The sequence below is a fragment of the Arthrobacter woluwensis genome (genome assembly GCF_030816155.1).
GTDB classification, from domain to species: Bacteria; Actinomycetota; Actinomycetes; order Actinomycetales; family Micrococcaceae; genus Arthrobacter_E; species Arthrobacter_E woluwensis_A.
In genome coordinates, this window is the sequence record NZ_JAUSXR010000001.1 from 786,696 (window position 1) to 810,741 (window position 24,046).

Below are 24,046 nucleotides of genomic sequence, written 5' to 3' on the forward strand. Positions count from 1 at the left end.
CTGAGTATCACGCCGCTGAGCACAGTGTCGCCAAGCACGGTGCCACCGCGCACCGCGTGAGCGCAGCTGACGCCTTGGAAGGGCTTGACGAGCCGGCCGGCGTCGCGAAGACCGTCACCACCCGCAGGGCCGGGCGGCCACTCACCGCGGCAGGCGCCGGCGCCTGGGAGAGGGGTCTGAGGAGGAAGCTGAGGATCAGCGACTGGGCGTGCATCGTGGCCGCCGTGTTCCTGGCCCACACCCTCCGCTGGGGATTCGGCGCCTGGGAGCTGGGGGACACCTACTTCTGGGTCAGCCTCGGCATCATCGTGCTGTGGTGCCTGGACCTGGAGTTCGGGCACAGCCGCGATCCCCGGGTGCTCGGGCTCGGAGCCTCGGAGTACAAGGCCCTGGCTCACTCCGCCACACGCGTGTTCGTGCTCGCCGCGGCGGTGCTGATCGTGGTGCAGGGCGGGGTGCTCCGCGGATTCTTCCTTACGGCCTTCCCGTGCGGCCTGCTCCTCCTGCTCGTGTCCCGATGGCTGTGGCGGCGCGATCTCAACGGGCGCCGTCGGCGGGGCGAGTACCTGCAGGACGTGGTGGTGATCGGCCGGACCAAGGACGTCGAGTCCGTGATCCTCCAGCTCCAGGACAATCCCGCGGTCGGCTACCGGGTCGCCGGGGTGGCGCTCAACTCACTGCCGCGGAAGGCCGCGTATGGCAAGCCCTGGTACCGGATCCCGGTGATGTCCACCCTGGATGACATCGAACAGCTGGTCCGGCTCTCCGGTGCGAGCATCGTGATCGTGGCGGGGACGCTGCCGGGCGGATCGCACCGTCTGCGCGAACTCGGCTGGCGCCTCGAGGACCTCTCCACCGAACTGGTCCTGGCCTCCCGGCTGACCGACATCGCGGGGCCGCGGGTCCACTACCGTCCCGTGGAGGGCATGCCTCTCATGCACGTGGAACTGCCGCAGTTCACGGGCACCCGGCACCTGCTCAAGCGCCTCGTGGACCTCACGGTCGGCGTCCTGGCCCTGGTGATCCTGACCCCGGTCTTCCTGCTTCTGGCCCTGGTGGTGAAAGCCGATTCGCCCGGGCCGGTCTTCTACTCACACGAGCGGATCGGCCGCAACGGCACCACGTTCAGGATGCACAAGTTCCGGTCGATGGCGACCGACGCCGACCTCCGCCTCGCGGAGCTGAGCGCCGGGAACGAAGGCGCCGGCCCCCTCTTCAAGCTACGCGACGACCCCCGGGTCACCCGGTGCGGGAAGTGGATGCGGCGGTACTCGCTGGACGAGCTGCCCCAGCTGTTCAACGTCCTGACCGGCGAGATGAGCCTGGTGGGACCCCGTCCGCCACTGCGCCGGGAGGTCGAGGCGTATGAGCAGCCCGCGCACCGCCGGCTCCTCATCAAGCCCGGGATCACCGGCCTCTGGCAGATCAGCGGACGGTCCAATCTGTCCTGGCAGGAATCGGTCCGGCTGGACCTCTACTACGTCGAGAACTGGTCGCTCATGGGTGACCTCATGATCATGTGGCGGACCGCGAAAGCCATGGTCTCAGCGGAAGGTGCGTACTGACATGCCCGTCATCCATCGGATCGGTTACGTCCCCGGGGTCTACGACCTCTTCCACGTGGGGCACCTGAATCTCCTCCGGCAGGCCCGCCAGCACTGCGAATACCTCGTGGCGGGCGTCGTCAGCGACGAACTCGTCCGGGAACGGAAGGGCTTCACACCCGTGGTCCCCGAGCACGAACGCCTCGACATCGTCTCCTCCCTGGATCTCGTGGACGAGGGGATCCTGGAGGCCGTCGCCAGCAAGGCCGAGGTGTGGGAGCGGATCCGCTTCGACGCGATCTTCAAGGGCGACGACTGGCAGGGCACCCCGGCGGGGGAGGCCCTGGAGCAGCTCTTCGAGCCTCTCGGAGTCGAGATCGTCTACCTGCCATACACCCTGCACACCTCGAGCACCGCGCTCCGCAGGGCCCTCGACCTCCTGGACCGCTCCGCGGCCCCGGCCACCCCTCAGCAGCCGATCGCCCAGGTGACGCCATGAGCGCCACCGAGCCGCGCGGCGTCGCACACCCCGAACGGAAGGTCCCCGCGATGAGCACAGCACAGCACAGGACACCCGCACAGCACCAGCCGCCGGCCCCGCACGGCCCCGTGAGCCGCACGCACTCCCGTGTGGACATCATGGGCGTCCACGTCAGCTGCGTGAACATGGGACGCGCGGTCTCCCTGGTGGAGGAGAGCGTGGACGGGTCGCAGCACGGCTACGTCTGCGTGAGCGACGCCAACGCCCTGCTCCACGCCCGCGACGACGGCAGCCTGCGGGGCGTGCTCAACGACTCGCTGCTCACGGTCCCCGACGGCATGCCGCTCGTGTGGTCGGGCCGCTGGGCCGGCTCCCATGTGATCGACAGGGTGCCCGGGCCCGAGCTCATGCCGGCCGTCCTGCGGCTCTCGGCGGCGCGCGGCTGGTCCAACTACTTCCTCGGCGGCGACGAGGACACCATGCGGGCGCTCATCGCCCGCCTCGGGGAGAGCATCCCCGGACTCCAGGTGGCCGGCTGGCACTGCCCACCGTTCCGCGCGCTGAGCGAGGAGGAGGACGAGGAGATCGTCCGGCGCATCAACGCCTCCGGAGCCACTTTCCTGTGGGTGGGCCTCGGCGCCCCGAAGCAGGAGGCCTGGCTGGGGGCTCACAACCACCGGCTCACCGTGCCGGTCGCGTTCGGCGTCGGCGGCGCCTTCGCCATGAACGCCGGGACCGTCGGCCGGGCGCCCCGCTGGATGCAGCGCAGCGGGCTCGAGTGGAGTTACCGGCTCCTGCAGGAGCCCAAGCGACTCTGGCCCCGCTACAGCAAAGTGATCCCCCGGTTCCTGGCAGGGATCGTGGGGGATCCTCCGCATCTGCTGACCGGCCCGTCCCGGGACCCAGGAGCAAGGACACCCTGACATGAACACCAGGTCTCGACACAGCACAGCGCATCCGGGGGCAGGGGCCCCGGGAACCGTGAAACTCTGGCGCAGGGCAAGCTGGGGCATCGCCGATCAGGTGCTCAACAGTGCCAGCAACTTCGCGATGGGGATCGTCGTGGCGCGCGCCGTCCCCCTGGCGGACTTCGGCGCCTACGCCCTGGCGTTCGCGGGCTATTCCCTCGCGCTGGGGATCTCGCGTTCGCTGTCCACCGAGCCGTACGCGGTGCGGTACTCCGCCGTCGACGACGAGCGGGCCCGCGACGCCGCGGGGCGCAGCACGGGCACCGCCCTCCTCATCGGCTCCGGCCTGGGAGCACTGCTCGCCGCGGCAGCACCGCTCCTGGACGCGGGAACCCGGCCCCTGGCTCTCGCTCTCGCGGTGAGCCTGCCCGGCCTGATGCTCCAGGACGCCTGGCGGCAGGTGTTCTTCAGCGCGGCCCGCGGCTCCGGGGCCTTCCTCAACGACTTGCTCTGGCTCCTCTTCATGATCCCCGGTTTCGCCTGGCTCATGCTGTCCTCCTCCCACTCCGTCGCCGCGTACGTGCTCGCCTGGGGGCTGGCCGGGACCGCCGCGGCGGTCTGCGGACTCCTCCAGGCCAGGCTCTGGCCCAGGCCCGCGAAGATGCCTGCCTGGGCCAGGGAGCACCGGGGCCTGTGGACGCGGTATCTCGGGGAGAACCTGGCCGTGAACGGCGCCCAGCAAGTGCTCTTCGCCGCCATCGCGGCCGTGGCCGGCATGGCCGCCCTCGGTCAGCTGAAACTCGCCATGGTGGCGCTCGGACCGGTGTTCGTCCTGGTGCAGGGCGTCGGTGTGGTGGCGGTCCCGGAGGCGGCCCGCGCGCTCCGGTCGGGTCCGCGCAGCGTGAACCGCGTCCGGCACGGGTCCTCCGGTCTGGTCGCCGGGGGAGCCGCTGTATGGGGCCTGGTGCTGCTCCTCCTCCCGCTCGGCTGGACGACGGCGCTGCTCGGCCCGCAATGGCCCGCGGCGGCCGTCCTGGTGCTGCCGCTGGTGCTGGTCCAGGTGGGCAACGGGCTGCGTACCGGGGACGCGGTGATGCTGCGGGCCATGGGACAGGCCCATCGGGGCTTCGTGACCCGCGCGCTCACCTCGGGACTCTCGGCCCTGGCGGGCCTGCTCGGGGCACTGCTCGCGGCCGCCGATGGCGCGGCCTGGGCGATGGCCGTGGCCGCCGCGCTCTCGGCGTGGCTCTGGGCCGTGCAGTACCGGAGAGGGTGCGCCGAAGCGGCGCACACCCGCCTCCCCGGCGCCGTCCTGATGGGAAAGGGGGCCTGAGATGAACGGCGGATGGTCCGTGGTGTATGCGCTCAGGAAGCTGTTCACCACGCAATATGTCCTGATCCTGCTGATCACCGTGGCCGGGGTGCTCGGAGGCCTGGCGTTCGGCTACAAGCAGCCGGTCACCTTCACCGCGCGCACCAGTGTGGTGACGGGGACGTACAGCCTGCCCAGCAACATCGGCATCCAGGGCGTGATCGACAAGACGGGCCCACTGGCCCTCGAACTCCCCGCGGAGACCCAGGCGATCATCATCGCCAGCCCCGTCATCACGAACGCCGCCTCGGACGCCCTCGGGGTGGACGGCACGGCGGCGCGGGACATGGCCGAATCGGTGAAGGCGAGCCCGGCCACGGACAACTCCTTCACCATCACGGCCCAGGGCCCCTCCGCGAAGGAGGCCGCGGATTACGCCAACGCCGTGGCCAGCTCGTACCTGGCGTACCGGGCTGAGCTGGGGAAGGCGAGCATGAACAAGCTCGCCGGGCAGTACACCGAACAGGCGGACGCCTCCGCGAGCGCCGCCAAGGCTCTGGACAAGAGCATCCAGGGGGCCGGCGGAGCGAACACCAGCACCGGCGCGTCCCTCGTGGCGCGGCAGCAGGAACTGCTCAAGCAGGCCGAGCAGGCGCGCGGCACCGCGGCGTCCCTGACGGCCATGGCCCTGGACTTCAAGGGCGGCGGATCCGTCCTGGAACGGGCCACCGCCGACAAGACCACCCGTTCCCTGAGCCTGGTGGTCTACGGGCTCCTCGGCCTGGCCGGGGGACTGGGCCTCGGGATCGTGGCCGCAGCCGTGCGGCGCCAGGTCTCACCCCGCATCACCGATCGTCTGGACATCGTCCGCACCCTTGAAGGAGTCGCCGTGTTTGCCGAACGAACCGCCGGGGATCCGGCCCTGGGACCGCTGCTCTGGCGGACGCTGTCCCGCATCCTGCCCCTGGGGCAGGGCCAGTCGGGCACGAGCGTGCTCGCCGTGCAGGCCCTGTCCAGTCCGGCGTCGGGCCTCCGGGCTGCGACGGCGCTCGCCGAGGCGGCCACCAGCGCGGGGCGCTCGCTCCTGCTCTACACCGAGTCCGGAGAGGCGGCGCGGAAGCTCAGCGGCGCCGACGCGGTCTCCGCGGCAGGGCTGGAAGAGCTCGACGGCGCCGCCCGGCGTCGTCTGAACGGCCTGTCCCTGAACCAGGCCAGTTACCTGGCGGCCAGTTCCCGGACGCTGCAGGGTGACATGGTCACGGTGGTGATCGGCGACCCGTTCGTGTCCTCCGCCGAAGGCCACGCCTCTTTGCCCGAGCACTTCGCCGGACCGGTGCTGCTCTCCGTGGAGGAGGGGACCGACAGCGCCGACGGCTTGTTCGACGCGGTGGATCAGCTCCGGATGTCCGGCCTGGACGTCGCCGCGGTGGTCCTGACCAAGGCGCCGCGCCGCTTCGGCCGCTTCCACGGCCGGCGGAAGTCCCGGAGCCCGCAGCGGGCGGGGCTGACCGCGGTGGCATCGGACACTGAGCCCTCCGCCCGGGAGGACCGGGCGCCCGGCCACGGCTCGGGCCATGGAGCCGGCCACGACTCAGGCCCGGCGTCCGCCGCGGTCGGGACTGCCGGCCCGGCATCCGCCGCAGCCGGGACTGCCGGAGCCGGGACTGCCGCAGCCGATCCCTCACCGATCGGGAACGCGCGGGTGCCCGGTCGGCCACCCGCACGGGTGCGGTCATGAGCACCGTGACCGGGCGGGATCCGCGCAGCCTGGCCGGGACCCGCGGCGCGACCCGCGACCGGACCGTCCTGAGCCCGGTGGCCGCGACCGTCGTCGTCGCCCTGGTGTGGCTCCTGCTGGAACTCAGCGTGCAGCCGTGGTCCCGCTCCGACTCCCTGGGCGGCACGGACAGCAGCAGCCTGCTGAAGGGCGTCGTCCTGCTGGCCTGCCTGCTCGGACTGGTGGTGTTCACCCCGCCGCGGACGCGGCTGGCGGTCCCACCGGTCTTCCGGATCTACCTGCTGTTCACCGTGGCGGTGATCCTGAGTTCGCTGCTGCTGCCGTCGAGCCTGACGATCATGGTCCGGGCGGGCCGGTTCATGGCCGGGATCGCCGTGTTGGTCCTCCTGTTCCCCCTCATCAAAGACCGGGCGCACAGCTTCGTCCGGATCATGTTCGGCGTCCACCTGGTGCTGGGCCTCAGCGTGCTCGCCGGCATGGTGCTCCTGCCGTCGCAGGCGTGGCTGGACGGCCGGAACTTCGCTCAGGGCGGCCGGCTCATGGGCGCCATCATGCCGATGATGCCGCCGCGGGTGGGGGAGATCGGCGCCGTCGTCCTGGGCCTCGGCATCCTGCTCTGGGCCCTGCGGCTGCTGCCGCTTCCCATGGCGCTGGGCGCCGTCGCGCTGGGCGCGGCGCTGATCGTGCTCAGCCGCACCCGCACCGCGCCCCTGGCGGCCCTCACCGGCCTGCTCCTGGCCGCACTCGCGCTGCGCCGGCATCAGGGCGCCCGACGGATCGCCGCGGTGTTCCTGACCGCCTGTGTGGCGGCCGCGCCCTTCCTGGGCACCATCTCGACCTGGGCCCTCCGCGGCCAGGACACCAGCCAGCTGGAACGCCTGAGCGGGCGCACGCTGGTCTGGGATTTCATCCTCTCCCAGCCCATGACCGACCTGACCCGATGGTTCGGTCACGGGCTGGGGGAGAAACGGATCCTCCTGCGCCGCGGCGAAGGGGACATCAATTACATGGCCATCGACAACAGCTGGCTGGACTCCTACTGGGAGGCCGGTCTGGTGGGCCTGGTGCTCATCGTGGCGGCGGCACTCGCCGCCCTCCTCTACGCGCTCCGGACCCCGGAGCCGGGTGCCCGCGCCGTCGCCGCCTTCCTGTGCGGCTACGTCCTGGTGGCATCCATCAACGAGAGCGGCTTGTGTGATCTGTCATCCATGACGCTCCTGCTCCTGGCCTCCGCGCAGCTCTCGCTGTGCGGGAGGTTCCACACCGAGGGCCTCCCGGCCGGTGACGTGTCCCGGGGACCCAGGCTCAGCATCCTCTCGGGGAGAAAGTGATCCATCATGAAAAGCATCCTCAGGCGTCTGGCCGTGGGAATCGCTGCGGTGGCCGTGGTCCTGGGCATGACCGCCGCCCCCGCATGGGCGAAGCAGACCACGTTATCGGCGCTGTCCACCCCCACGTGGCAGACCAACGCCACGGTCCGTGCCGTCGCTTACGCAGCCGGGAAGGTCTTCGTGGGCGGTGAGTTCACCACCGTCCGGCCGCCCGGCGCCGCAGCCGGGGTCTCCGAGACCTCGCGGACCTACCTGGCGGTCTTCGACGCCACCACCGGAAATCTGCTCAGCAGCGCGCCGCAGCCCAACGGCAAGGTCTGGTCGCTGACCGCTTCGGCGGACGGCACCACCGTCTATGCGGGCGGTGACTTCACCCAGATCTACGGCGCCGCCCGTGGCCGCATCGCGGCCATCGACACCGCGAGCCTGACGCTGCGCTCCGCCTTCAAGCCGTATGTGGCGTATCGCGTCAGCACCATCGACGTCGCCGGCCCCACCATCTACCTCGGCGGCAGCTTCACCCAGGTGGCCGGCGTCGACCGTCCGCGGGCCGCGGCCGTCCAGGCCAGCGACGGCGCGCTCCTGCCCTGGAATCCCGCGCCCGATGCGGATGTGAACTCGGTCAAGGCCTCCCCGGACGGCAGCAAGGTCTACCTCGGCGGCAAATTCGCCTACGTGGGCAGCGTCCACCGCGAGAGCGTGGCCCTCGTGGACGCCCAGCAAGGCGCGCTGCTCCCGTTCCCGGCCGCGTCGACGCTGCCGGACCGCAACGGTTCCTGCTGGACCAAGGTGGAGGACATCATCACCCACGGCGACAATGTGTACTTCGCCAACGCCGGCGACGGCGGGGGCTGCTTCGACGGCACCTGGTCCGCTTCGATCAGCACCGGTCAGCTCAACTGGAAGAACACGTGTCTGGGCGCCACCGAGGCGATCGTCTTCGTGGGGGAATGGCTCTACAAGGGTTCGCACGCCCACGACTGCAGTTCCGTGGGCGGCTTCCCGCAGGGCCCGAACCGGTTCCTCCTCGCGGAGAAGCCGGACACCGGTGACGTGCAGGGCTGGTACCCGCAGACGAACGCCGGGCCCAGCACCTACGTCGGACCCTGGGACATGGCCACGGACGGCCAGCACCTCTGGGTGGGCGGCGACTTCACCACGGTCAACGGGGTGGGGCAGCAGGGCCTGACGATGTTCGGCTCGGAGAGCGACGCCCCGCCGAAGAAGCCAGCCACGCCGGCGGCTGCCAGCCTCCGGGCCGGTCAGGTCGACGTGCGGGTCACGGCGACGCTGGACAACGACGACGAATACCTGAACTACAAGGTGTTCCGCAACGGCTCCAGCACCCCGCTGGACGTGCGCACGGTCCGCTCCCGGTTCTGGGACATCCCCAGCTACCGCATCACGGACCCGGGACTGACGCCGGGCAGCCAGGTGGCGTACCGGGTGGAGGTCACGGACGGCACGAACGTGGTCACGTCCTACTGGACGCCCTACATCACCGTGGCGAGCCAGAACGCGAGCTACGGGGACAATGTGGTGGCCGATGGGGCGCAGTACTTCTGGCCCACGGATGAGAGCAGCGGCACGTCCGCTCACGATGCGATCGCCGGCAGCACCCTCACGGGCAACAACCGGACGCAGCTCGGCTCCGCCGGCCCGAACGCCACGTCCAAATCCGTGAACATCCAGAACTCGAATGCGAGCCTGAACAGTTCGGTGCAGCTCACCGGTCCGAACACGTTCTCCGTGGAAGCCTGGATCAACACCACCAGCCTCTTGGGCGGCAAGGTGGTCGGCTTCGGCAGCTCCTCCAGCGGGAGCAGCAGCCAGTACGACCGCCATCTCTACGTGGACAGCGGCGGGCGGCCGGTCTTCGGCGTCTACCCCGGCTACGTGGTCACCGTCCGCGGCGGCAGTGCCGTCAACGACGGCAAGTGGCATCACCTGGTCGGCACGCTGGGTGGCGGCAATGCGACCCTCTACGTCGACGGCGTGAGCCAGGGGTCGTCCCCCGCGGCCGGCGCCGAAGGCTACACCGGCTACTGGCGGGTCGGAGCGAACAACCTCAACGGCTGGCCCAACCAGCCGCTGAACCAGGGCATCGTGGGCCGTGTGTCCCAGGTGGCCGTCTACTCCTCGGCCCTGGACGCCTCCCAAGTGGCCTGGCACAACTCGCTGGGCCGTGGCAATCAGGCGCCGGTGGCGGCGTTCACCCCGTCCTGCACGCTCATGGCCTGCTCGTTCAACGCCTCGGCGTCGAACGATCCGGACGGCACCATCAGCTCCTACGCCTGGGACTTCGGTGACGGGGCCACGGGCACCGGGGTGACCACCAATCACAACTACGCCTCGGCGGGCACCTGGAACGTGCGCCTGACCGTGACGGACAATCTGGGGGCCACCACGGTGACCAGCCAGACGGTGACCACGACGGCGCCGAACCAGCCGCCGGTGGCCAGCGCGACGTCGTCGTGCGCCTATCTGGTCTGTGACTTCGACGCCTCGGCGTCGAGCGATCCGGACGGCACCATCGCCTCGTACGCCTGGACCTTCGGGGACGGCAGCACGGGCACGGGCGTCAAGCCGCAGCACGCCTACGCGGCCGCCGGAACGTACACGGCCACCGTGACGGTCACGGACAACGACGGCGCGCAGAACAGCGCCGGGACCACCGTCACCGTCGCGCCGCAGCCGGCCAACCAGCCGCCCGTCGCGAGTGCCACGGCGTCCTGCACGCAGCTCGCCTGCACGTTCGACGCCTCGGCCTCGAACGATCCGGACGGGAGCATCGTCTCCTACGCCTGGACCTTCGGGGACGGCACGACGGGCACGGGTGTCACGCCGAGCCACAGCTACACGGCTCCCGGGGTGTACACCGCGACCGTCACCGTGACGGACAACCGCGGAGGCACCGCCAGCGCCAGCAAGCAGCTGGATCTGAGCAATGCGGTCCCGGCCGGCACGGTCCTGGCGAAGGACACCTTCGCACGGACCGTCACCAATGGCTGGGGCACGGCGGACAAGGGCGGGGCGTGGACGGTGAGCGGCACGGCCAGCCGCTACGCGGTCAGCGGCGGACAGGGCACCCTGACCATGCTGACGGCGGGCAACCAGACCGGGGCGGCGCTGAACGCGTTCTCCGCGCAGGACACCGAGGTCAGCCTGGGCCTGTCCCTGGACAAGCCGGCGACGGGCGGTGGCGTCTACGTGAGCGTGGACTCCCGGACCATCGCGGGCCAGGGAGCCTACCGTGCCAAGGTCCGGTACATCGCGGCGGGTCGCGTGTACCTCTCGCTGATCCGGGTGGACAGCGCCGGGGCGGAGACCGTCCTGGTGCCCGAGACCCAGGTCCTGGCGGCCACCCCGGCCGCCGGCAACACGCTCCAGGTGAAATTCCTGGTCTCCGGTTCCGGCACCACGACGCTCAAGGCCAAGGCCTGGGACAGCAGTGGCGCCGAACCCGGCGCATGGCAGCTGAGCACCACGGACGGCACGGCCGGACTGCAGGCGGCGGGTTCGCCCGCGCTGCGGACCACGCTGTCCGGCTCTTCCACCAATGCACCCGTCCAGGCGCGGGTGACGGACTACCTCGTCACCACACCGCGCTGACACCGGATCCACAAAGGAGCATGACCATGAGTGCACCAGCAGGGCAGGGGCTGCCACGCGTACTCATCAGCGCCTACGCCTGCGGCCCCGGGCTCGGTTCCGAGCCCGGGGCGGGGTGGGCGGTGGTGGAGGCCGCCGCCCGCCACGCCCGGGTCTGGGTCATGACGCGGGAGCGGTTCGCCCCCGCGATCGCCCGGGCCCTGGCGGCGGACAGCTTCCTGGCCTCCCGGGTGAGGCCGGTCTACGTCGACCTCCCGGACCGGTACCTGCGGGCCAAGCGCCGGCACCGGGACGTCTACTGGTACTACCCGTTGTGGCAGCGGGAGTCGGCCCGGGTCGCCCGGCGGCTGCACCAGGAACACCACTTCACGCTCCTGCATCACGCCACCTTCGCGGCGGACTGGATGCCGAGCGGTCTGGCGCCCCTGGCCCGCGACCTCCCCCTGGTCTGGGGACCCGTGGGCGGCGCCACCTATGTGCCGCCGGAGCTGTGGCGCTGGCTCGGCGTCCGGGGCACGGTGCACGAGTTGCTGCGGAGTGCCGCCACGCGCGCCATGCGGCGTCTCAGCACCGGCCCGACGGCGGCCCGCGCCGCCGTCACGGTGGCGCTCAACGCGGACACGGCTCGCCGCTTCCGCTCGGCCGGTGACGTGCTGATCGCGCCCAATGTGGTGCTCGAGGACCCGGAGCCCGCTGGTGCTCCGGGCTCGGCCCCGGGCTCGACCCCCGCTCCGGCCCACCGGGACGCCGCCGTGCCGGAGGTCCGGCCTGGGGCCCCGGCGCCGCCGCAGGAGCTGAATGCGCTGTTCGTGGGCCGCCTCGTCGCCTGGAAGGGCGTCCGGCTGGCCCTGGCCGCCGTGGCGGAGAACCCGCAGTGGTCCCTCACCTTCGTGGGGGACGGCCCGGAACGGGAGTGGCTGGAGGCCATGGCCCGCCGGCGCGGTATGGCGCAGCGGGTGCACTTCCTGGGTCAGCTCGAGCGGTCCGAGGTCCTCCGTCTCATGGGCCTGGCCGACGCTCTGCTGTTCCCGTCCCTGCACGATTCGTGCGGCTGGGTGGTGGGGGAGGCCCTGAGCCGCGGCCTTCCCGTGGTGTGCGTGGATCTCGGCGGGCCGCCGTCGTTCCTCGCCGAGCGGGGGCAGGCGGTCCCCGTCGGCCGGGCGGTGGTGGCGGATCTGTGCCAGCGCCTCGACACCCTGCGCGTGGACACCCTGCGCCTGGGGGCCCGGAGGCCCGGTCTGGACGGCAGCGCCGCGTGGCCCCTCCCGGATCCCGCGTCCTGGACTCAGGAGGCCTTCACGGCACGCGTCGGCGACTGGTACCGAAGGGCGCTCGCCGCCCAGCCGGCCCACCCGCGGAAGCCGGTGGACCATGTCACCTCATGAGGACGCGGCGTTCGGCCGCCGGCGGTTCCTGCAGCTCGCCATGCTCGGCACCGCAGGCTTGCTGACCGCGTGCTCGGCCGGCGCCGTCGCGCCTCCGGCCGCGACTCCGACGCCGACCCGCACCACCAGCACCCTGGACGACCTGCTGGGGCAGCAGGTGTTCGCGATCGCGCACCGCGGTTCCGGCGACACCTGGCCCGAGCACACGCTGCGGGCCTACACCGAGGCCGTGGCCGCGGGCGCCATGGCCGTGGAGGTCTCCGTGCACATGACCAAGGACGGCGTCCTGGTGTGTCATCACGACACCAGCCTCTCCCGCATGACCGGCGTGGACCGGGACATCAAGGACCTGACCTTTGAAGAACTCGCGGCCATCCGCAACGACGCCCGGGCCTGGCTCGGCCCGGCCACCCCCCTCGAACCGATCCCGGCGTTCCGGGACGTGCTGGACGCGCTCGCGCACCGGACGGTGCTGTTCATCGAGGACAAGTCCGGGGAACACGCCAAGGAGGTGCTGGATCTCATGGATTTCTACCCGGGCTCCACCTCGCACATGGTGTGGAAGCAGACCGCGGCATCCGGCTCCTACAAGGAGGCGCGGAGGCGCGGCTACACGCTGTGGGGATACTTCATGGACGACGCGGACCGGCAGTTCGACCGATACCAGGACCGTTTCGACCTCCTGGGCATCTACCACGGGGCGTCGGACCAGGCCATGCGGGATCTGGTGGCCTTCGGCAAGCCCGTCATCTGCTGGGAGATCCACACGCGTGCCATGCGGAAGCGGGTGGTGGACCTTGGCGTCCGCGGGCTGATGTGCTCCAACTACCCGTACGTCACCGCGTCCGGCGCGCTCGCCGGCAGGGACGACTTCGGTTCGGGGCGGCGTGCCACCGGCGATCTGCCGTGGATCCTGACCCCCAAATACCAGCCGCGCTTCGATGAGCCGTCCCGCGGTCTGGACTTCGCCTTCGCCTCGGCCGCCACCTACGTCCTGGGGTCCCTGGGGCCCCTCGCCGCGCCGTCGTACGGCTGCACGTTCAGCCTCTGCTGGCCGGAGGAGCTGCCGGCGCCCGACGACGGCGCGGGGCTGGCCCTGGCGCTCGCGCAGGACGATCCGGCACTCGTCTCCGGACCTGCCGCGGCGGCGTACCTGGTGCAGCTGAGCCCCCAGGGGAAGCTCACCCTGCTGCTGCGGCAGGGGGCCGCGAGCGGCGACCGGGTGCTCGCCACCGTCCAGACCGCCCCCGTGAAAGCGGGGGAGTGGGCCTCGATCCGTCTCGACGTGAGCGCGGCGTCGCTGACCGTCTCACGGGACGGCGACGCCGGCTGGAAGGCGACGGCGGCGGACGGAGCGCTGCGCGGAGGCTACCTCGCGCTGGTCAAGGGCTACCGCACGCCGCAGACGGTCCGTTTCCGCGACGTCGCGGTGCTCGCCGCGCCTTGAACCCGTCTTCTCAGGCGGGCACGCCGGCCGCCACGGCCCTCCGCGTACACGGCTTCGAGCCGCCGGAGATTGTCCGCGGCGCCGTAACGCTCCGCATGCCGCGCGAGGGCGGCACGGCCCATGCGGCGCGCCACCCCGGGCTTCAGGACGTCCGCGAGGACTCGGGTGAGCGAGTCCGGGTCGCCGGAGCGGAAGGTGACCGCGGCGCCGTCGTCGCCGGTCAGTTCGGGGAAGACACCCTGATCCGGCACCACGGCGCCCAGCCCGTGAGCGAAGCCCTCCACGACGCTCAGGCCGAAGGTCTCGAAGACCCGGGAGGAGTTCACGAGAAGGCGAGCCCGCCCCAGCCGGGCCATGGCCTCGGCCCGCGGCAGTGCTCCCAGGAACTGCACGGTGCGCAGCCCGCGCCGGGCCACTTGCGCCTCCAGCGCGGGGCGGAGTGGCCCGTCCCCGATCACGAGGAGCGGGCCGAAGGAGTCCCGCCAGGCGTCCAGCAGGACGTCGGGTCCCTTCTCCGGGGAGAGCCGCCCGAGGTACACCACGGGCGCGTCATCTGACGTAACACTCACGTCATCCGGGGCCGCGGCGGGCACGAAATGCGGTTTGACCGCGATCCGGTCCGGATCCAGGCCCTGGGAGGCAAACAGATCGCGGGCGAAATCGCTCATGACCACGAACTTCGTCACTCCGTGCGTCCAGGTGCCCAGCGCTCGGTGGAGTCCGATGCTCACCGTGAGGGGAAGAGTCGCCGCGGCCGAGCCCCGGTAGCAGCCGTGGCGCAGTCCGGGGAGCGGACCGGCGCCGGCGAGACAGTCCGTGCACGGCTTCCCGTCCCGCAGGAACGTGCCGTCGGCGCAGAACATCCGGTAGTTGTGCAAAGTCATGACCACAGGCACCGCGGCGTCCCGGGCGGCGAGCAGGATCGAGGGGCTGAGCAGGGGGAACGTGTTGTGCACGTGCAGCACATCCGGCCGCTCGCGCTCCAGCACGCCGGCCAGATCCCGCCGGGCGGAGGGCGAGTGCACCACGTTCAGGGGCACCAGGACCTTGCGGGCCACGGGCATCCGGGCGATGTCATCGGAGTGCCGTGCGAAGTGCCCCACCTGGTGTCCGGCGGCCTCCAGAAGGCCCATTTCCTGCCGCACCACGGAATCCTCGCCGGACGGCTGAGCTGAGCGATAGTAATTGTGAGCTACCAGTATCTTCACTAGAATCGACCTTTGACTTGTCAGGGGCGAGTTCTCAACCATGCAATTCCAGGGCGCCGGTCTCCGTCCGTAAACAAAGAGAGCCTATGGCGAACCCTTCCTCGAACCATGCCTTGAACACCTCCCCAGAGCCTCGGAGACAGCGCGCGAAACACCGTGCAGCGCGGCGCCGGATCCCCGCCGTCCTGGCCCTCGCAGGCCTTCTGGGCGGCGGTCTGCTGACCGTCTCCGCCCCGGGCGCCGCGGAAGCCGCCGAGCCCGCCTGCACCGTGACGGTCGCACCCGGCACGGAGATCGCGGACGTGGTCAACGCGAAGCCGCAGGGCGCCGTGATCTGCCTCGCGGCCGGCCGCCACACGGTCAACCGCACCATCTCGCCCAAGGCGCAGCAGGAACTCCGGGGCCTTCCCGGTTCCATCCTGGACGGCGCCAAGCAGCTCACCGCCTGGACCCTGTACCAGCCGGCGGGTCAGCCCGCCCGCTGGCAGTCCCGCGGGAGTCTCCCCGCCGCGTACACCGGACCCGGCCAGTGTGAGACCGCCGGCAGCACCAGCTGCAATCTCGCCGAGGACCTGTTCTACGACGGCGCGCGACTGCGCCGCGTGAACAGCCTGGCCGCCGTCGTGCCCGGCACCTTCTTCGCGGACTATGCGAGCAACACCCTGACGGTCGGCAGCACCCCGGTGTCCCACAGCGTCCGCATGGCCCGGCTCCAGACCGCCATCTCCTCGACCCAGGCCGGGGTGAAACTCACCGGGCTGACGGTCCAGCACTTCGCCAACCGGTCCCAGCGCGGGGCCGTGGTCGTGTCCGGCACGGATTGGCGGGTCACCGGCAACACGGTCAGCGACAACCACGGCGTGGGCATCGTGGCCGATCAGGCCGTCCGCCCGCAGATCCTGAACAACACGGTGATCCGGAACGGCCAGCTCGGCCTGACCCTGTACCGCACCAGCAGCGCCACGGTCACGGGCAACACCGTGAACGGCAACAACACGGCAGGCTACTGGATCGCCGACTGGGAGTCCGGCGGCATCAAGACCACGTACTCGAGCGCCCTGATCCAGCGCAACACCGTGTCCGGGAACCTGGGGATCGGGGTCTGGGCCGATGTGCAGTCCGACGGCATCACCGTGGACGCCAACACGATCTCCGGCAACTACGCGGACGGCGTGCGCTACGAGATCAGCCGCCACGGCGTCATCACGAACAACACCGTCACGGACAACGCGAAGCGGATGGGCCGGGGCGGCGGAACGGGCCTCTGGTCGGGCGCCGGGATCGACGTCAACACCTCGTCCAACGTGACGATCACCGGGAACGTGCTCCGGGGCAACCTCAACGGCGTCAGCCTCCAGGCCCGCAACCGCGGCACCAGTTCGTGGGGCACGTACCTGCTGAGGACCGTGACCGTGTCCGGCAACACCGTGGACATGGGCGCCGGGTCCCCGGCGACCGCCGCGACCGGCATCGTCGCCACGCCGGACCGCGTCCTCACGCCCTCCACCGCGGGGATCGCGTTCAGCCGGAACTCCTACACGCTGGCCACCAGCACGCAGAAGGGCTTCAACAAGGTCAACGCACTCGTCACATATCCTGGCTGGAAGAGCGCGGGGTTCGACTCCACCGCCAGTGTGGCGTACCTTCGCTGACATAGCCTTCGGGGTGGCGCCTTCCGGGCACCGTGAGGTGTCCGGGGGCCGGCGGGAGTGAGGGGCTGTCCATGGGGATCCAGGGCACGCAGTCCGGCAGGGGTGAGGACCGCGGGATCGCCGCGTCCTTGCAGATCCTGAAAGGCAAGCAGAAGACCTCAAAGGGTGCCTCCGCGTACGTCCGGTTCTTCAACCGCCCGTTCGGACGGGTGCTCGCCGCAGTGGCCCACCGCCTGGGCCTGACCCCGAACATCGTCACGGCCATCAGCGCGCTGGCCACTTTCGGAGGACTCGCCGTGCTGGCGTTCTCCCCGGTCACGCCCGTCACGGGTCTTCTCGTGGCGGCGCTCCTGGTCCTGGGCTACGCCTTCGATTCGGCGGACGGCCAGCTGGCGCGGCTGCGCGGCGGCGGAAGCTTCGCCGGCGAGTGGCTGGACCACGTGGTGGATGCCGCCAAGATGTCCCTGTTCCACCTGGTGGTCCTGTTCGCCTGGGCGCGCACCGGCACGGAATCCGGGCTGTGGCTGGTGCTGCCCGGGGCGTACGCCTTCCTGGCGGCGTTCTTCTTCTGCACCATCATGCTGACGGATCAGCTGCGCCGGGCGCACCGCGGCTCCAGCGGCATGCGCCTGGCCGGCGAGGGCAGCTCCTCCGTGCTGTACTCGCTGGCCGTGCTGCCGACCGAATACGGGGTGCTGGCCTGCGTGTTCGTGCTGTGGGGCTGGCCGGCGCTGTTCCAGTGGGTCTACCTCGCGCTCTTCGTGTGCAATGTGCTCTTCCTGTGCCTGGCGCTGCCGAAGTGGTACCGCGAACTGTCCGGCTTCGGCCGGACCTGAGCGGCGCCACGTGGCCGGGCCTCCCAGCTGGTGAGCGCAGGACGACGACGGCGGCCGGCGGGCCGCTGACGGCCTGGGACCGCGGGGTCTCAGGCCGTCCGTGCTTCCTCCTCGTGCGCATCGAGCCACTGCACGGTGCGCTCGACGCCTTCCCGCAAGCCCGTCCGCGCCCGCCAGCCGAGTCCGGTGAGCCGGGAGACGTCCATCATCTTGCGCGGGGTCCCGTCCGGCTTCGTGGCGTCCCAGACGGTCTCGCCCTCGTAGCCGACGACCTCCGCGATGAGGGCCGCGAGGTCCTTGATGCTGATCTCGGAGCCGGTGCCCACGTTCAGGTGGCGGCCGCCGTCGTAGTTGTCCAGGAGGAAGAGGCAGGCGTCCGCGCAGTCGTCCGCGTAGAGGAACTCCCGCAGCGGCGTGCCGGTGCCCCAGTTCGTGACGGTGGCCGCGCCGTCGTCGCGGGCCTGCCGGTACCGCATGATCAGTGCCGGCAGCACATGGGAGACGCCCGGCCGGAAGTTGTCCCCGGGGCCGTAGAGGTTGCTGGGCATGGCGCTGATCCACGGCAGCCCGTACTGCCGGCGCACGGCTTTGACGTACTGGATCCCGGCGATCTTGGCCACCGCGTAGGCGTCGTTGGTGACTTCCAGCTTGCCGGTGAGCAGCGCGTCCTCGGGGATCGGCTGCGGCGCGAACCGCGGATAGATGCAGCTCGATCCCAGGAAGAGGAGTTTGTGGACCCGGTGCCGCACCGCACTGTCCATGACGTTCCCCTGGATCCTCAGATTCTCGCTCAGGAAGTCCACCGGGAAGTCGTTGTTGGCCTGGATGCCGCCCACTTTCGCGGCAGCCAGGGCCACGTGGCGTGGCTGATGCTCGGCGAAGAAGTCCTCCACCGCGGTCCGGTCCAGCAGATCGAGCTCCGAGGAGGGCACTCCGATCAGGTGAGTGAAGCCGGCCCGTTCGAGGCGCCGCCAGATCGCCGATCCGATCAGTCCGCGGTGCCCGGCCACGTAGAACGGAGCGTCCCGGTCCAGGATGCCGGTGTCGGCCTGCGCGGCGTCATCGGTCTCCACCGTCTCCCCAGTGCTCATGGCTGTCCGGGTGCTCATGTCAGCTCCAGGCTGGCGTTCCAGGAGGGGAGCGTGACCTGGTCCACCACATGCCCCTGTGGGCTTCCGAGCTCGGCCAGGTCATGGGCCACCATGAGGCGGGCCAGGTCCTCGGCGCCCACGGACGCCTTCCAGCCCAGGTCGACCTGGGCGTTCGTGGGATCGCCGATGAGCGAGTCCACCTCGGTGGGCCGGAGGTACCGTTCGTCGAATTCGACGTGGTCCCTCCAGTGCAGTCCGACGCTTCCGAAGGCGTACTCCAGGAACTGCTGCACCGTGGTGGGCGTGCTCGTGGCGAGGACGTAGTCCTGGGGAGTGTCCACCTGCAGCATGCGCCACATGCCCTCGACATACTCGGCGGCATAGCCCCAGTCACGGATGGCGTCCAGATTTCCCAGATACAGGCGGTCCGCCTTCCCGGAGGCGATGGAGGCCACCGCCCGGGTGATCTTCCGGGTGACGAACGTGGCGCCGCGCCGCGGGGATTCATGGTTGAACAGGATCCCGTTGACGGCGAACATGCCGTAGGCCTCGCGGTAGTTGCGGGTCATCCAGTAGCTGTAGACCTTCGCGGCGCCGTACGGGGAACGCGGATAGAACGGCGTCTCCTCGTTCTGCGGCGGCGGCGAGGCTCCGAACATCTCGGAGGTGGAGGCCTGGTAGAACCGGGTGTCCACCCCGGCGAGGCGGACGGCTTCGAGGAAGCGCGAGGTGCCCAGACCGGTGGTGTTGCCGGTGTGGATCGGCTCGTCGAAGGAGACCCGCACATGTGATTGGGCGGCCAGGTTGTAGACCTCGTCCGGCTGGATCTGTGCCAGCAGCGTGACGAGCCGCGCGCCGTCGTCCATGTCCCCGTAGTGGAGGAACAGGCGCGCATCGCTCTCGTGGGGATCCACGTAGAGGTGGTCGATACGGGCCGTGTTGAACGCGGAACTGCGGCGGATGAGACCGTGGACCTCGTAGCCCTTGAGTAGTAGTAGTTCGGCCAGGTAAGACCCGTCCTGGCCCGTGATTCCAGCGATGAATGCACGTCTCGCCATGTCCCTGCTCCTTAGCGATTCCTGCTGATGTCTGCACGCTACGGGGCGCCGTGGCGCCAGGCCCGAGTAGGGACTACGCAATTCGGGGTGCCGGGTACTTAGGTAGTCCTGGGAGGCGCCCCGGGCCCGGGTGGTGCGAGAATAGACCAGGCAAATGTTTCCTAAATAAGGCGGAGGTGGGAACGTGAACAACGGCGTCCCTCTGACTGATGTGGAAGTCCTCCGGATCCGGAACGACTTCCCGCTCCTGGCGCATCCGGTGAACGGGCGGGAGCTCGTCTACCTCGACTCGGGGGCCACGAGCCAGAACCCCCTGAGCGTGCTGGAAGCCGAGCAGGAGTTCTACGAACAGCGGAACTCCGCCGTGCACCGCGGCGCTCACACCCTGGCGGCCCATGCCACGCTGGCCTTCGAGGACGCCCGCGCCACGGTGGCGGAGTTCGTCGGGGCCCGCGAGGAGGAGATCGTCTGGACCTCCAACGCCACCGCCGGCCTCAACCTCCTCGCCTACGCCTTCTCCAATGCGAGCGTGGGGGAGGTGGCCCCCGAGGCCCGCCGCTTCGCGCTCGGTCCCGGGGACGAGATCGTCGTCACCGAGATGGAACACCACGCCAATCTGGTGCCGTGGCAGGAGCTCTGCCGCCGGACCGGCGCCACCCTCCGGTACATCCCGCTCACCGACGAGGGCACGCTGGACCTGGACGAGGCCGCCCGCGTGATCAACGCCAGGACCCGCGTCCTCGCGTTCACCCACGTCTCGAACGTCCTCGGCACCATCAACCCGGTGGCGCAGCTCGTGGGCCTGGCCCGCGCGGTGGGCGCCCTGGTGGTCCTGGACGCCTGTCAGTCCGCGCCGCACCTGCCGCTCGACATGAAGGCCCTCGACGTGGACTTCGCCGTCTTCTCCGGCCACAAGATGCTCGGCCCCACCGGCATCGGCGCCCTCTACGGCCGTCAGGAACTCCTGGACGCCCTGCCGCCCGTGACGACCGGCGGATCGATGATCACCACCGTGACCATGGAGCACTCGGGGTACCTCCCGGCTCCGCAGCGTTTCGAGGCGGGCACCCAGCCGGTCTCGCAGGCCATCGCGATGGCCGCGGCCGCGCGGTATCTGATGGAGACGGGGATGGACCGCGTCCATGCGCGGGAGGAGGTCCTCGCGCAGCGCATGCTCGAGGGTCTGACCCGCATCCCCGGCGTCCGCACGCTCGGCCCGGCCGCCGGCGTCGAGCGCGCCGCCCTGGTCTCGTTCGACGTGGAGGGCGTGCACGCGCACGACGTCGGCCAGTACCTGGACGCCCAGGGCATCGCCGTCCGCGTGGGTCACCACTGCGCGCAGCCCCTGCACCGGCGCTACGGCCTTTCGGCGTCGACCCGCGCCAGCGCCTACCTGTACACCACCGAGGGCGAGGTGGATGCCTTCCTCGAGGGCGTCGCCGGTGTCCGCGGCTTCTTCGGAGTGAAGTGATGAGTTCTCTCGAATCGCTGTACCAGCAGACCATCCTGGAACACGCCAAGGCCCGTCACGGCGCGAGCCTGAGCGAGGTCGCCGCCTGTGAGACGTCCTGGCCCGCGGGCACCGGTCAGTGCCACCAGCTGAACCCGGTGTGCGGCGACGAGATCACGCTGCGTCTCTCGGTCAGCGGCGCCGAGGGTGAGCGCCGCATCGAATCCCTCGAATGGCTCGGCAACGGCTGCTCCATCTCGATGGCGTCCGCCTCGATGCTGACCGATCTGGCCGGCGAGGTCTCCTCGGTGGACGAGCTCGCCACACTGATCGAGGAGTTCCGCACGGTGCTGCGGTCCCGCGGCACCGTGGAGGGCGATCCCGAAGAACTGGGGGATGCCGCCGCGCTCTCCGGCGTCTCGAAGTTCCCGGCCCGCGTCAAGTGCGCCATGCTCGCCTGGGTGGCGGCGGAGGACGCGCTGCGTCAGGCCGTGTCCACCGCGGCCTGACGCGCCCCGCGCCCCGTCCCTCTCGGGCCCTCTCCCGCAGGCGGGCTTCTCAGCCCGCCTGCGGGCGGCGGCGCTCCTTCACCCGGCGGTGGTGCCGGTTCCGGAGCCGGAGCACGACGGCGCCGAGCACCGCGGCGATCACCGAGGCGGCCAGGATGGCCACCTTGGCGTGCTCGCCATGCGCTGATCCCTCGCCGCCGTGGCCTCCGCCGAAGGAGAGATCCGCGACGAGCAGGGACACCGTGAAGCCGACCCCGGTCAGCAGGGCCACCCCCACCATGTCGAGCCAGCGCACCGACTTGTCCAGTGCCACGCCGGGCAGCCGCGTCAGGGCGAAGGACGTCCCGAGCACGCCCACGAACTTGCCCACGACGAGCGCCAGCACGATCCCCACCGCGACGCTGTCCGTGGCGGCCGACCGCACGCCGTCGAACCCTCCGAGCGCCACTCCCGCGGCGAAGAACGCGAACAGCGGCACGGCGAAGCCGGCGCTGAAGGGCCTCAGGCCATGCTCGAGCCGGTCGGCGAGACCGTTCGCCGGGGCTTCCGCCGCCGAGCGCCCCAGAGGGATGGTGAAGGCCAGCAGCACTCCGGCCACCGTGGCGTGGACGCCGGAGGAGTGCACGAGCACCCAGGTGAGCAGAGCGAGGGGGAGCAGCGTCCACCAGCGCGCCCAGCGTCCGCCGGCCACCCGCCCGAGCGCCGCGAAGGCCGCGAGGGGGAGCAGGGCCGCCAGGAGGTAGCCGATCTGGAGGGCGCCGCCATAGAAGAGGGCGATGATGACGATCGCGATCAGGTCGTCCACCACCGCGAGCGTCAGGAGGAACGTCCGCAGCGCCGCGGGCAGATGCGAGCCGACCACGCCGAGCACGGCCAGGGCGAAGGCGATGTCCGTGGCCGTCGGGATGGCCCAGCCGGCCAGGCCCTCCGGGTTCCCGGCGTTCACCAGCGCATACACCAGGGCCGGGACTACGACGCCGCCCGCGGCTGCGGCGACCGGCACCAGGGCCTTGCGCGGATCGCTCAGCTCACCCTGCAGGAGCTCGCGTTTCAGTTCCAGCCCGGCCAGGAAGAAGAACACCGCGAGGAGGCCGTCGGCCGCCCAGGTGCCGAAGCTCAGATTCAGGTGCAGGCTCTCGGGCCCGACCCGGATGTCCCGCAGCGCGAAATAGGAGGCGCCCCAGGGGGAGTTGGCCCAGAGCAGGGCGATCACGGTGGCGGCGAGGAGCAGGAAACCGCCGGTGGTCTCGTTGCGGAGCAGGCGCGTCACGCGCAGGCGCTCCGGGATCAGGCGGCGGGTGGTGGATGTCTGGTGCATGAGTTCCTGAGGGGTCGTCGGTTCCTGACCACTGCCGCACGTCCGGGGTCGTCCCGGGGAGGCAGTGGGCCGACCAGACTTCCCGGCACACCAGAGTCCATTTTACCGCAGACGCGGCGCCGGTCGGCCCGCTCAGCCGTCCTCGGCGGTGACGGTGAACGCCGACGCGCCTTCGCCGTCGAGCTCTCCGGGCCGGACGGGGCGCCCGGACACGGCGAGCAGAAGTGCCAGTGTGCCGCCCCGCACCACCGGGGCGGCGTTCACCGCGGGCTTCGACGGCTTCCAGCGGAAGTCCGTGTCCGTCGCCTCGAGGATCACGCCCGCGGCCCGCTCCTTGCCGCCGCCGAAGTCCTCAGACGTCGCCAGCTGGTGCTTCAAGGCGTCGAGGAGGGGCTCCACCGGATAGTTCCGGCGGAGCCCGAGCGGGCGGCGGATGTCCTCGCCGTGGACGAACGCCTCCACGAGGCGCGTGACCAGGGGCGCGGGAGCGCTACTGGTGCGGCCGCTCACGCTCCGGAGATTCTGCAGCGTCTCCCGGGGGTCCTCGCGGCGTTCGCGGGCGACGCCGTGGGCGTTCAGGGCGTCGAAGTCGAAACGGGCCTTGAGCAGTTCCCGAGCGAAGCCGGCCCACGTGGTCCTGGCATCGTTCACCAGATGGGCCACCACGTCGTGGACCGTCCATCCCGGGCAGAGTGAGGGGGTGTCCCAGGCATCGGGTTCCAGCTCCGCGAGATCGGCCGCGAGTGCGCGGCGCTCCTCGTGGACGACGTGCCAGATCTCCTTCATCGCGGCCCTTCCGGTGGTCGGCGGATCGTGCTCTGATGTGCCGGGAATGCCGCTCCGATGCGCCGTCCCCCTTGCCGCCGACCCTAGCAGTGAGCCGTCCCGTACGGGAGGGGGAGAGGTGGGCCACCGAAAGCCTGATACTCTGAAAGGGTGAAGAACTGACGCAGCCTGCTGACAGCTGGCCACTTTGCCCGTTGTCCCGCTGACATCCTGTGCCGATGATTCCCGCGCCTGCCGCCCTCCGGACGTTAACGGAGGATGCACTCGGCGATCGCGCGGTGGCTGCGTCTCACCTCCCCTTCCCAGGTTTTCCTGCCGGCCCTTGCTCCAGGGCCGCCGTCCGTGGCGTTCTCCGTCCGCCGGCCGTCAGGATGTCCCGG

At 70.7% G+C, this 24,046-nt stretch carries 18 protein-coding genes; 13 read left to right on the forward strand and 5 right to left on the reverse strand.

The window, feature by feature from the left end; translation table 11 throughout:
• Positions 1-56 precede the first annotated feature (56 nt).
• Genes QFZ52_RS03560 through QFZ52_RS03600 form a run of 9 tightly spaced genes read left to right on the forward strand, consistent with a single transcriptional unit; the run spans position 57 to position 13,758 of the window.
• A complete protein-coding gene (locus QFZ52_RS03560) occupies positions 57-1,565 on the forward strand; it encodes a sugar transferase (protein WP_307496264.1) in 1,509 nt (502 codons plus the stop codon).
• Between the two features lies 1 nt (position 1,566).
• On the forward strand, positions 1,567-2,043 hold the full coding sequence (locus QFZ52_RS03565) for an adenylyltransferase/cytidyltransferase family protein (protein WP_307496265.1): 477 nt from the start codon (positions 1,567-1,569) through the stop codon (positions 2,041-2,043).
• On the forward strand, positions 2,040-2,948 hold the full coding sequence (locus QFZ52_RS03570) for a WecB/TagA/CpsF family glycosyltransferase (RefSeq protein WP_307496266.1): 909 nt from the start codon (positions 2,040-2,042) through the stop codon (positions 2,946-2,948). Before QFZ52_RS03565 ends, QFZ52_RS03570 begins: the two co-directional genes overlap by 4 nt.
• Positions 2,949-3,006: 58 nt before the next feature.
• Positions 3,007-4,266 carry a hypothetical protein gene (locus tag QFZ52_RS03575; RefSeq protein ID WP_307496267.1) on the forward strand — a complete coding sequence of 420 codons (1,260 nt, stop codon included), beginning with the start codon at positions 3,007-3,009 and terminating at the stop codon, positions 4,264-4,266.
• A gap of 1 nt (position 4,267) precedes the next feature.
• Positions 4,268-5,983 carry a hypothetical protein gene (locus QFZ52_RS03580; RefSeq protein WP_307496268.1) on the forward strand — a complete coding sequence of 572 codons (1,716 nt, stop codon included), beginning with the start codon at positions 4,268-4,270 and terminating at the stop codon, positions 5,981-5,983.
• A complete protein-coding gene (locus tag QFZ52_RS03585; RefSeq protein ID WP_307496269.1) occupies positions 5,980-7,314 on the forward strand; it encodes an O-antigen ligase family protein in 1,335 nt (444 codons plus the stop codon). Before QFZ52_RS03580 ends, QFZ52_RS03585 begins: the two co-directional genes overlap by 4 nt.
• Positions 7,315-7,320: 6 nt before the next feature.
• Positions 7,321-10,926, forward strand: a complete 3,606-nt coding sequence (locus tag QFZ52_RS03590; RefSeq protein ID WP_307496270.1) for a PKD domain-containing protein — start codon at positions 7,321-7,323, stop codon at positions 10,924-10,926.
• A 26-nt stretch (positions 10,927-10,952) separates the two neighbouring features.
• Entirely contained in the window at positions 10,953-12,311 is a 1,359-nt protein-coding gene (locus tag QFZ52_RS03595) for a glycosyltransferase (RefSeq protein ID WP_307496271.1), read from the forward strand.
• On the forward strand, positions 12,298-13,758 hold the full coding sequence (locus QFZ52_RS03600) for a glycerophosphodiester phosphodiesterase (RefSeq protein ID WP_307496273.1): 1,461 nt from the start codon (positions 12,298-12,300) through the stop codon (positions 13,756-13,758). Before QFZ52_RS03595 ends, QFZ52_RS03600 begins: the two co-directional genes overlap by 14 nt.
• On the opposite strand, the gene QFZ52_RS03605 is transcribed toward QFZ52_RS03600, so the two are convergent.
• Positions 13,701-14,906 carry a glycosyltransferase family 4 protein gene (locus tag QFZ52_RS03605; RefSeq protein ID WP_307496275.1) on the reverse strand — a complete coding sequence of 402 codons (1,206 nt, stop codon included), beginning with the start codon at positions 14,904-14,906 and terminating at the stop codon, positions 13,701-13,703. The two genes, QFZ52_RS03600 and QFZ52_RS03605, sit on opposite strands and share 58 nt — an antisense overlap.
• Before the next feature lie 173 nt (positions 14,907-15,079).
• Here QFZ52_RS03605 and QFZ52_RS03610 point away from each other — a divergent pair, with 173 nt between their 5' ends.
• Positions 15,080-16,618: a right-handed parallel beta-helix repeat-containing protein gene (locus tag QFZ52_RS03610; protein WP_307496277.1), complete on the forward strand. Its 1,539-nt coding sequence runs from the start codon at positions 15,080-15,082 to the stop codon at positions 16,616-16,618.
• 71 nt (positions 16,619-16,689) lie between these two features.
• A complete protein-coding gene (locus QFZ52_RS03615; protein ID WP_307496278.1) occupies positions 16,690-17,454 on the forward strand; it encodes a CDP-alcohol phosphatidyltransferase family protein in 765 nt (254 codons plus the stop codon).
• An 89-nt stretch (positions 17,455-17,543) separates the two neighbouring features.
• Here QFZ52_RS03615 and QFZ52_RS03620 read toward each other — a convergent pair whose 3' ends face one another.
• Complete coding sequence (locus tag QFZ52_RS03620) at positions 17,544-18,563, reverse strand: GDP-L-fucose synthase family protein (RefSeq protein WP_373425618.1); 1,020 nt, start codon at positions 18,561-18,563, stop codon at positions 17,544-17,546.
• Positions 18,560-19,603, reverse strand: a complete 1,044-nt coding sequence (gene gmd, locus QFZ52_RS03625) for a GDP-mannose 4,6-dehydratase (protein WP_307496279.1) — start codon at positions 19,601-19,603, stop codon at positions 18,560-18,562. Before gmd ends, QFZ52_RS03620 begins: the two co-directional genes overlap by 4 nt.
• A 184-nt stretch (positions 19,604-19,787) precedes the next feature.
• Between gmd and QFZ52_RS03630 the strand changes: the two genes are divergently transcribed.
• Positions 19,788-21,074 (forward strand): cysteine desulfurase, encoded by a 1,287-nt coding sequence (locus QFZ52_RS03630; RefSeq protein ID WP_307496280.1) that lies wholly within the window; start codon positions 19,788-19,790, stop codon positions 21,072-21,074.
• On the forward strand, positions 21,074-21,562 hold the full coding sequence (gene sufU / locus QFZ52_RS03635; protein ID WP_307496282.1) for a Fe-S cluster assembly sulfur transfer protein SufU: 489 nt from the start codon (positions 21,074-21,076) through the stop codon (positions 21,560-21,562). The genes QFZ52_RS03630 and sufU overlap by 1 nt, the downstream gene beginning before the upstream one ends.
• Before the next feature lie 49 nt (positions 21,563-21,611).
• On the opposite strand, the gene nhaA is transcribed toward sufU, so the two are convergent.
• Positions 21,612-22,880, reverse strand: a complete 1,269-nt coding sequence (nhaA, locus tag QFZ52_RS03640) for a Na+/H+ antiporter NhaA (RefSeq protein ID WP_307496283.1) — start codon at positions 22,878-22,880, stop codon at positions 21,612-21,614.
• Positions 22,881-23,012: 132 nt separating this feature from the next.
• A complete protein-coding gene (locus tag QFZ52_RS03645; RefSeq protein WP_307496284.1) occupies positions 23,013-23,666 on the reverse strand; it encodes a maleylpyruvate isomerase family mycothiol-dependent enzyme in 654 nt (217 codons plus the stop codon).
• Positions 23,667-24,046: the final 380 nt, after the last annotated feature.

Bases quoted from the DNA above. Each gene is read 5' to 3' on its own strand.
- QFZ52_RS03565 (WP_307496265.1), top strand. From the start codon at position 1,567: ATGCCCGTCATCCATCGGATCGGTTACGTCCCCGGGGTCTACGACCTC.
- QFZ52_RS03570 (WP_307496266.1), top strand. From the start codon at position 2,040: ATGAGCGCCACCGAGCCGCGCGGCGTCGCACACCCCGAACGGAAGGTC.
- QFZ52_RS03580 (WP_307496268.1), top strand. From the start codon at position 4,268: ATGAACGGCGGATGGTCCGTGGTGTATGCGCTCAGGAAGCTGTTCACC.
- QFZ52_RS03585 (WP_307496269.1), top strand. From the start codon at position 5,980: ATGAGCACCGTGACCGGGCGGGATCCGCGCAGCCTGGCCGGGACCCGC.
- QFZ52_RS03590 (WP_307496270.1), top strand. From the start codon at position 7,321: ATGAAAAGCATCCTCAGGCGTCTGGCCGTGGGAATCGCTGCGGTGGCC.
- QFZ52_RS03595 (WP_307496271.1), top strand. From the start codon at position 10,953: ATGAGTGCACCAGCAGGGCAGGGGCTGCCACGCGTACTCATCAGCGCC.
- QFZ52_RS03600 (WP_307496273.1), top strand. From the start codon at position 12,298: ATGTCACCTCATGAGGACGCGGCGTTCGGCCGCCGGCGGTTCCTGCAG.
- QFZ52_RS03615 (WP_307496278.1), top strand. From the start codon at position 16,690: ATGGGGATCCAGGGCACGCAGTCCGGCAGGGGTGAGGACCGCGGGATC.
- QFZ52_RS03620 (WP_373425618.1), bottom strand. From the start codon at position 18,563: ATGAGCACCCGGACAGCCATGAGCACTGGGGAGACGGTGGAGACCGAT.
- gmd (WP_307496279.1), bottom strand. From the start codon at position 19,603: ATGGCGAGACGTGCATTCATCGCTGGAATCACGGGCCAGGACGGGTCT.
- sufU (WP_307496282.1), top strand. From the start codon at position 21,074: ATGAGTTCTCTCGAATCGCTGTACCAGCAGACCATCCTGGAACACGCC.
- nhaA (WP_307496283.1), bottom strand. From the start codon at position 22,880: ATGCACCAGACATCCACCACCCGCCGCCTGATCCCGGAGCGCCTGCGC.
- QFZ52_RS03645 (WP_307496284.1), bottom strand. From the start codon at position 23,666: ATGAAGGAGATCTGGCACGTCGTCCACGAGGAGCGCCGCGCACTCGCG.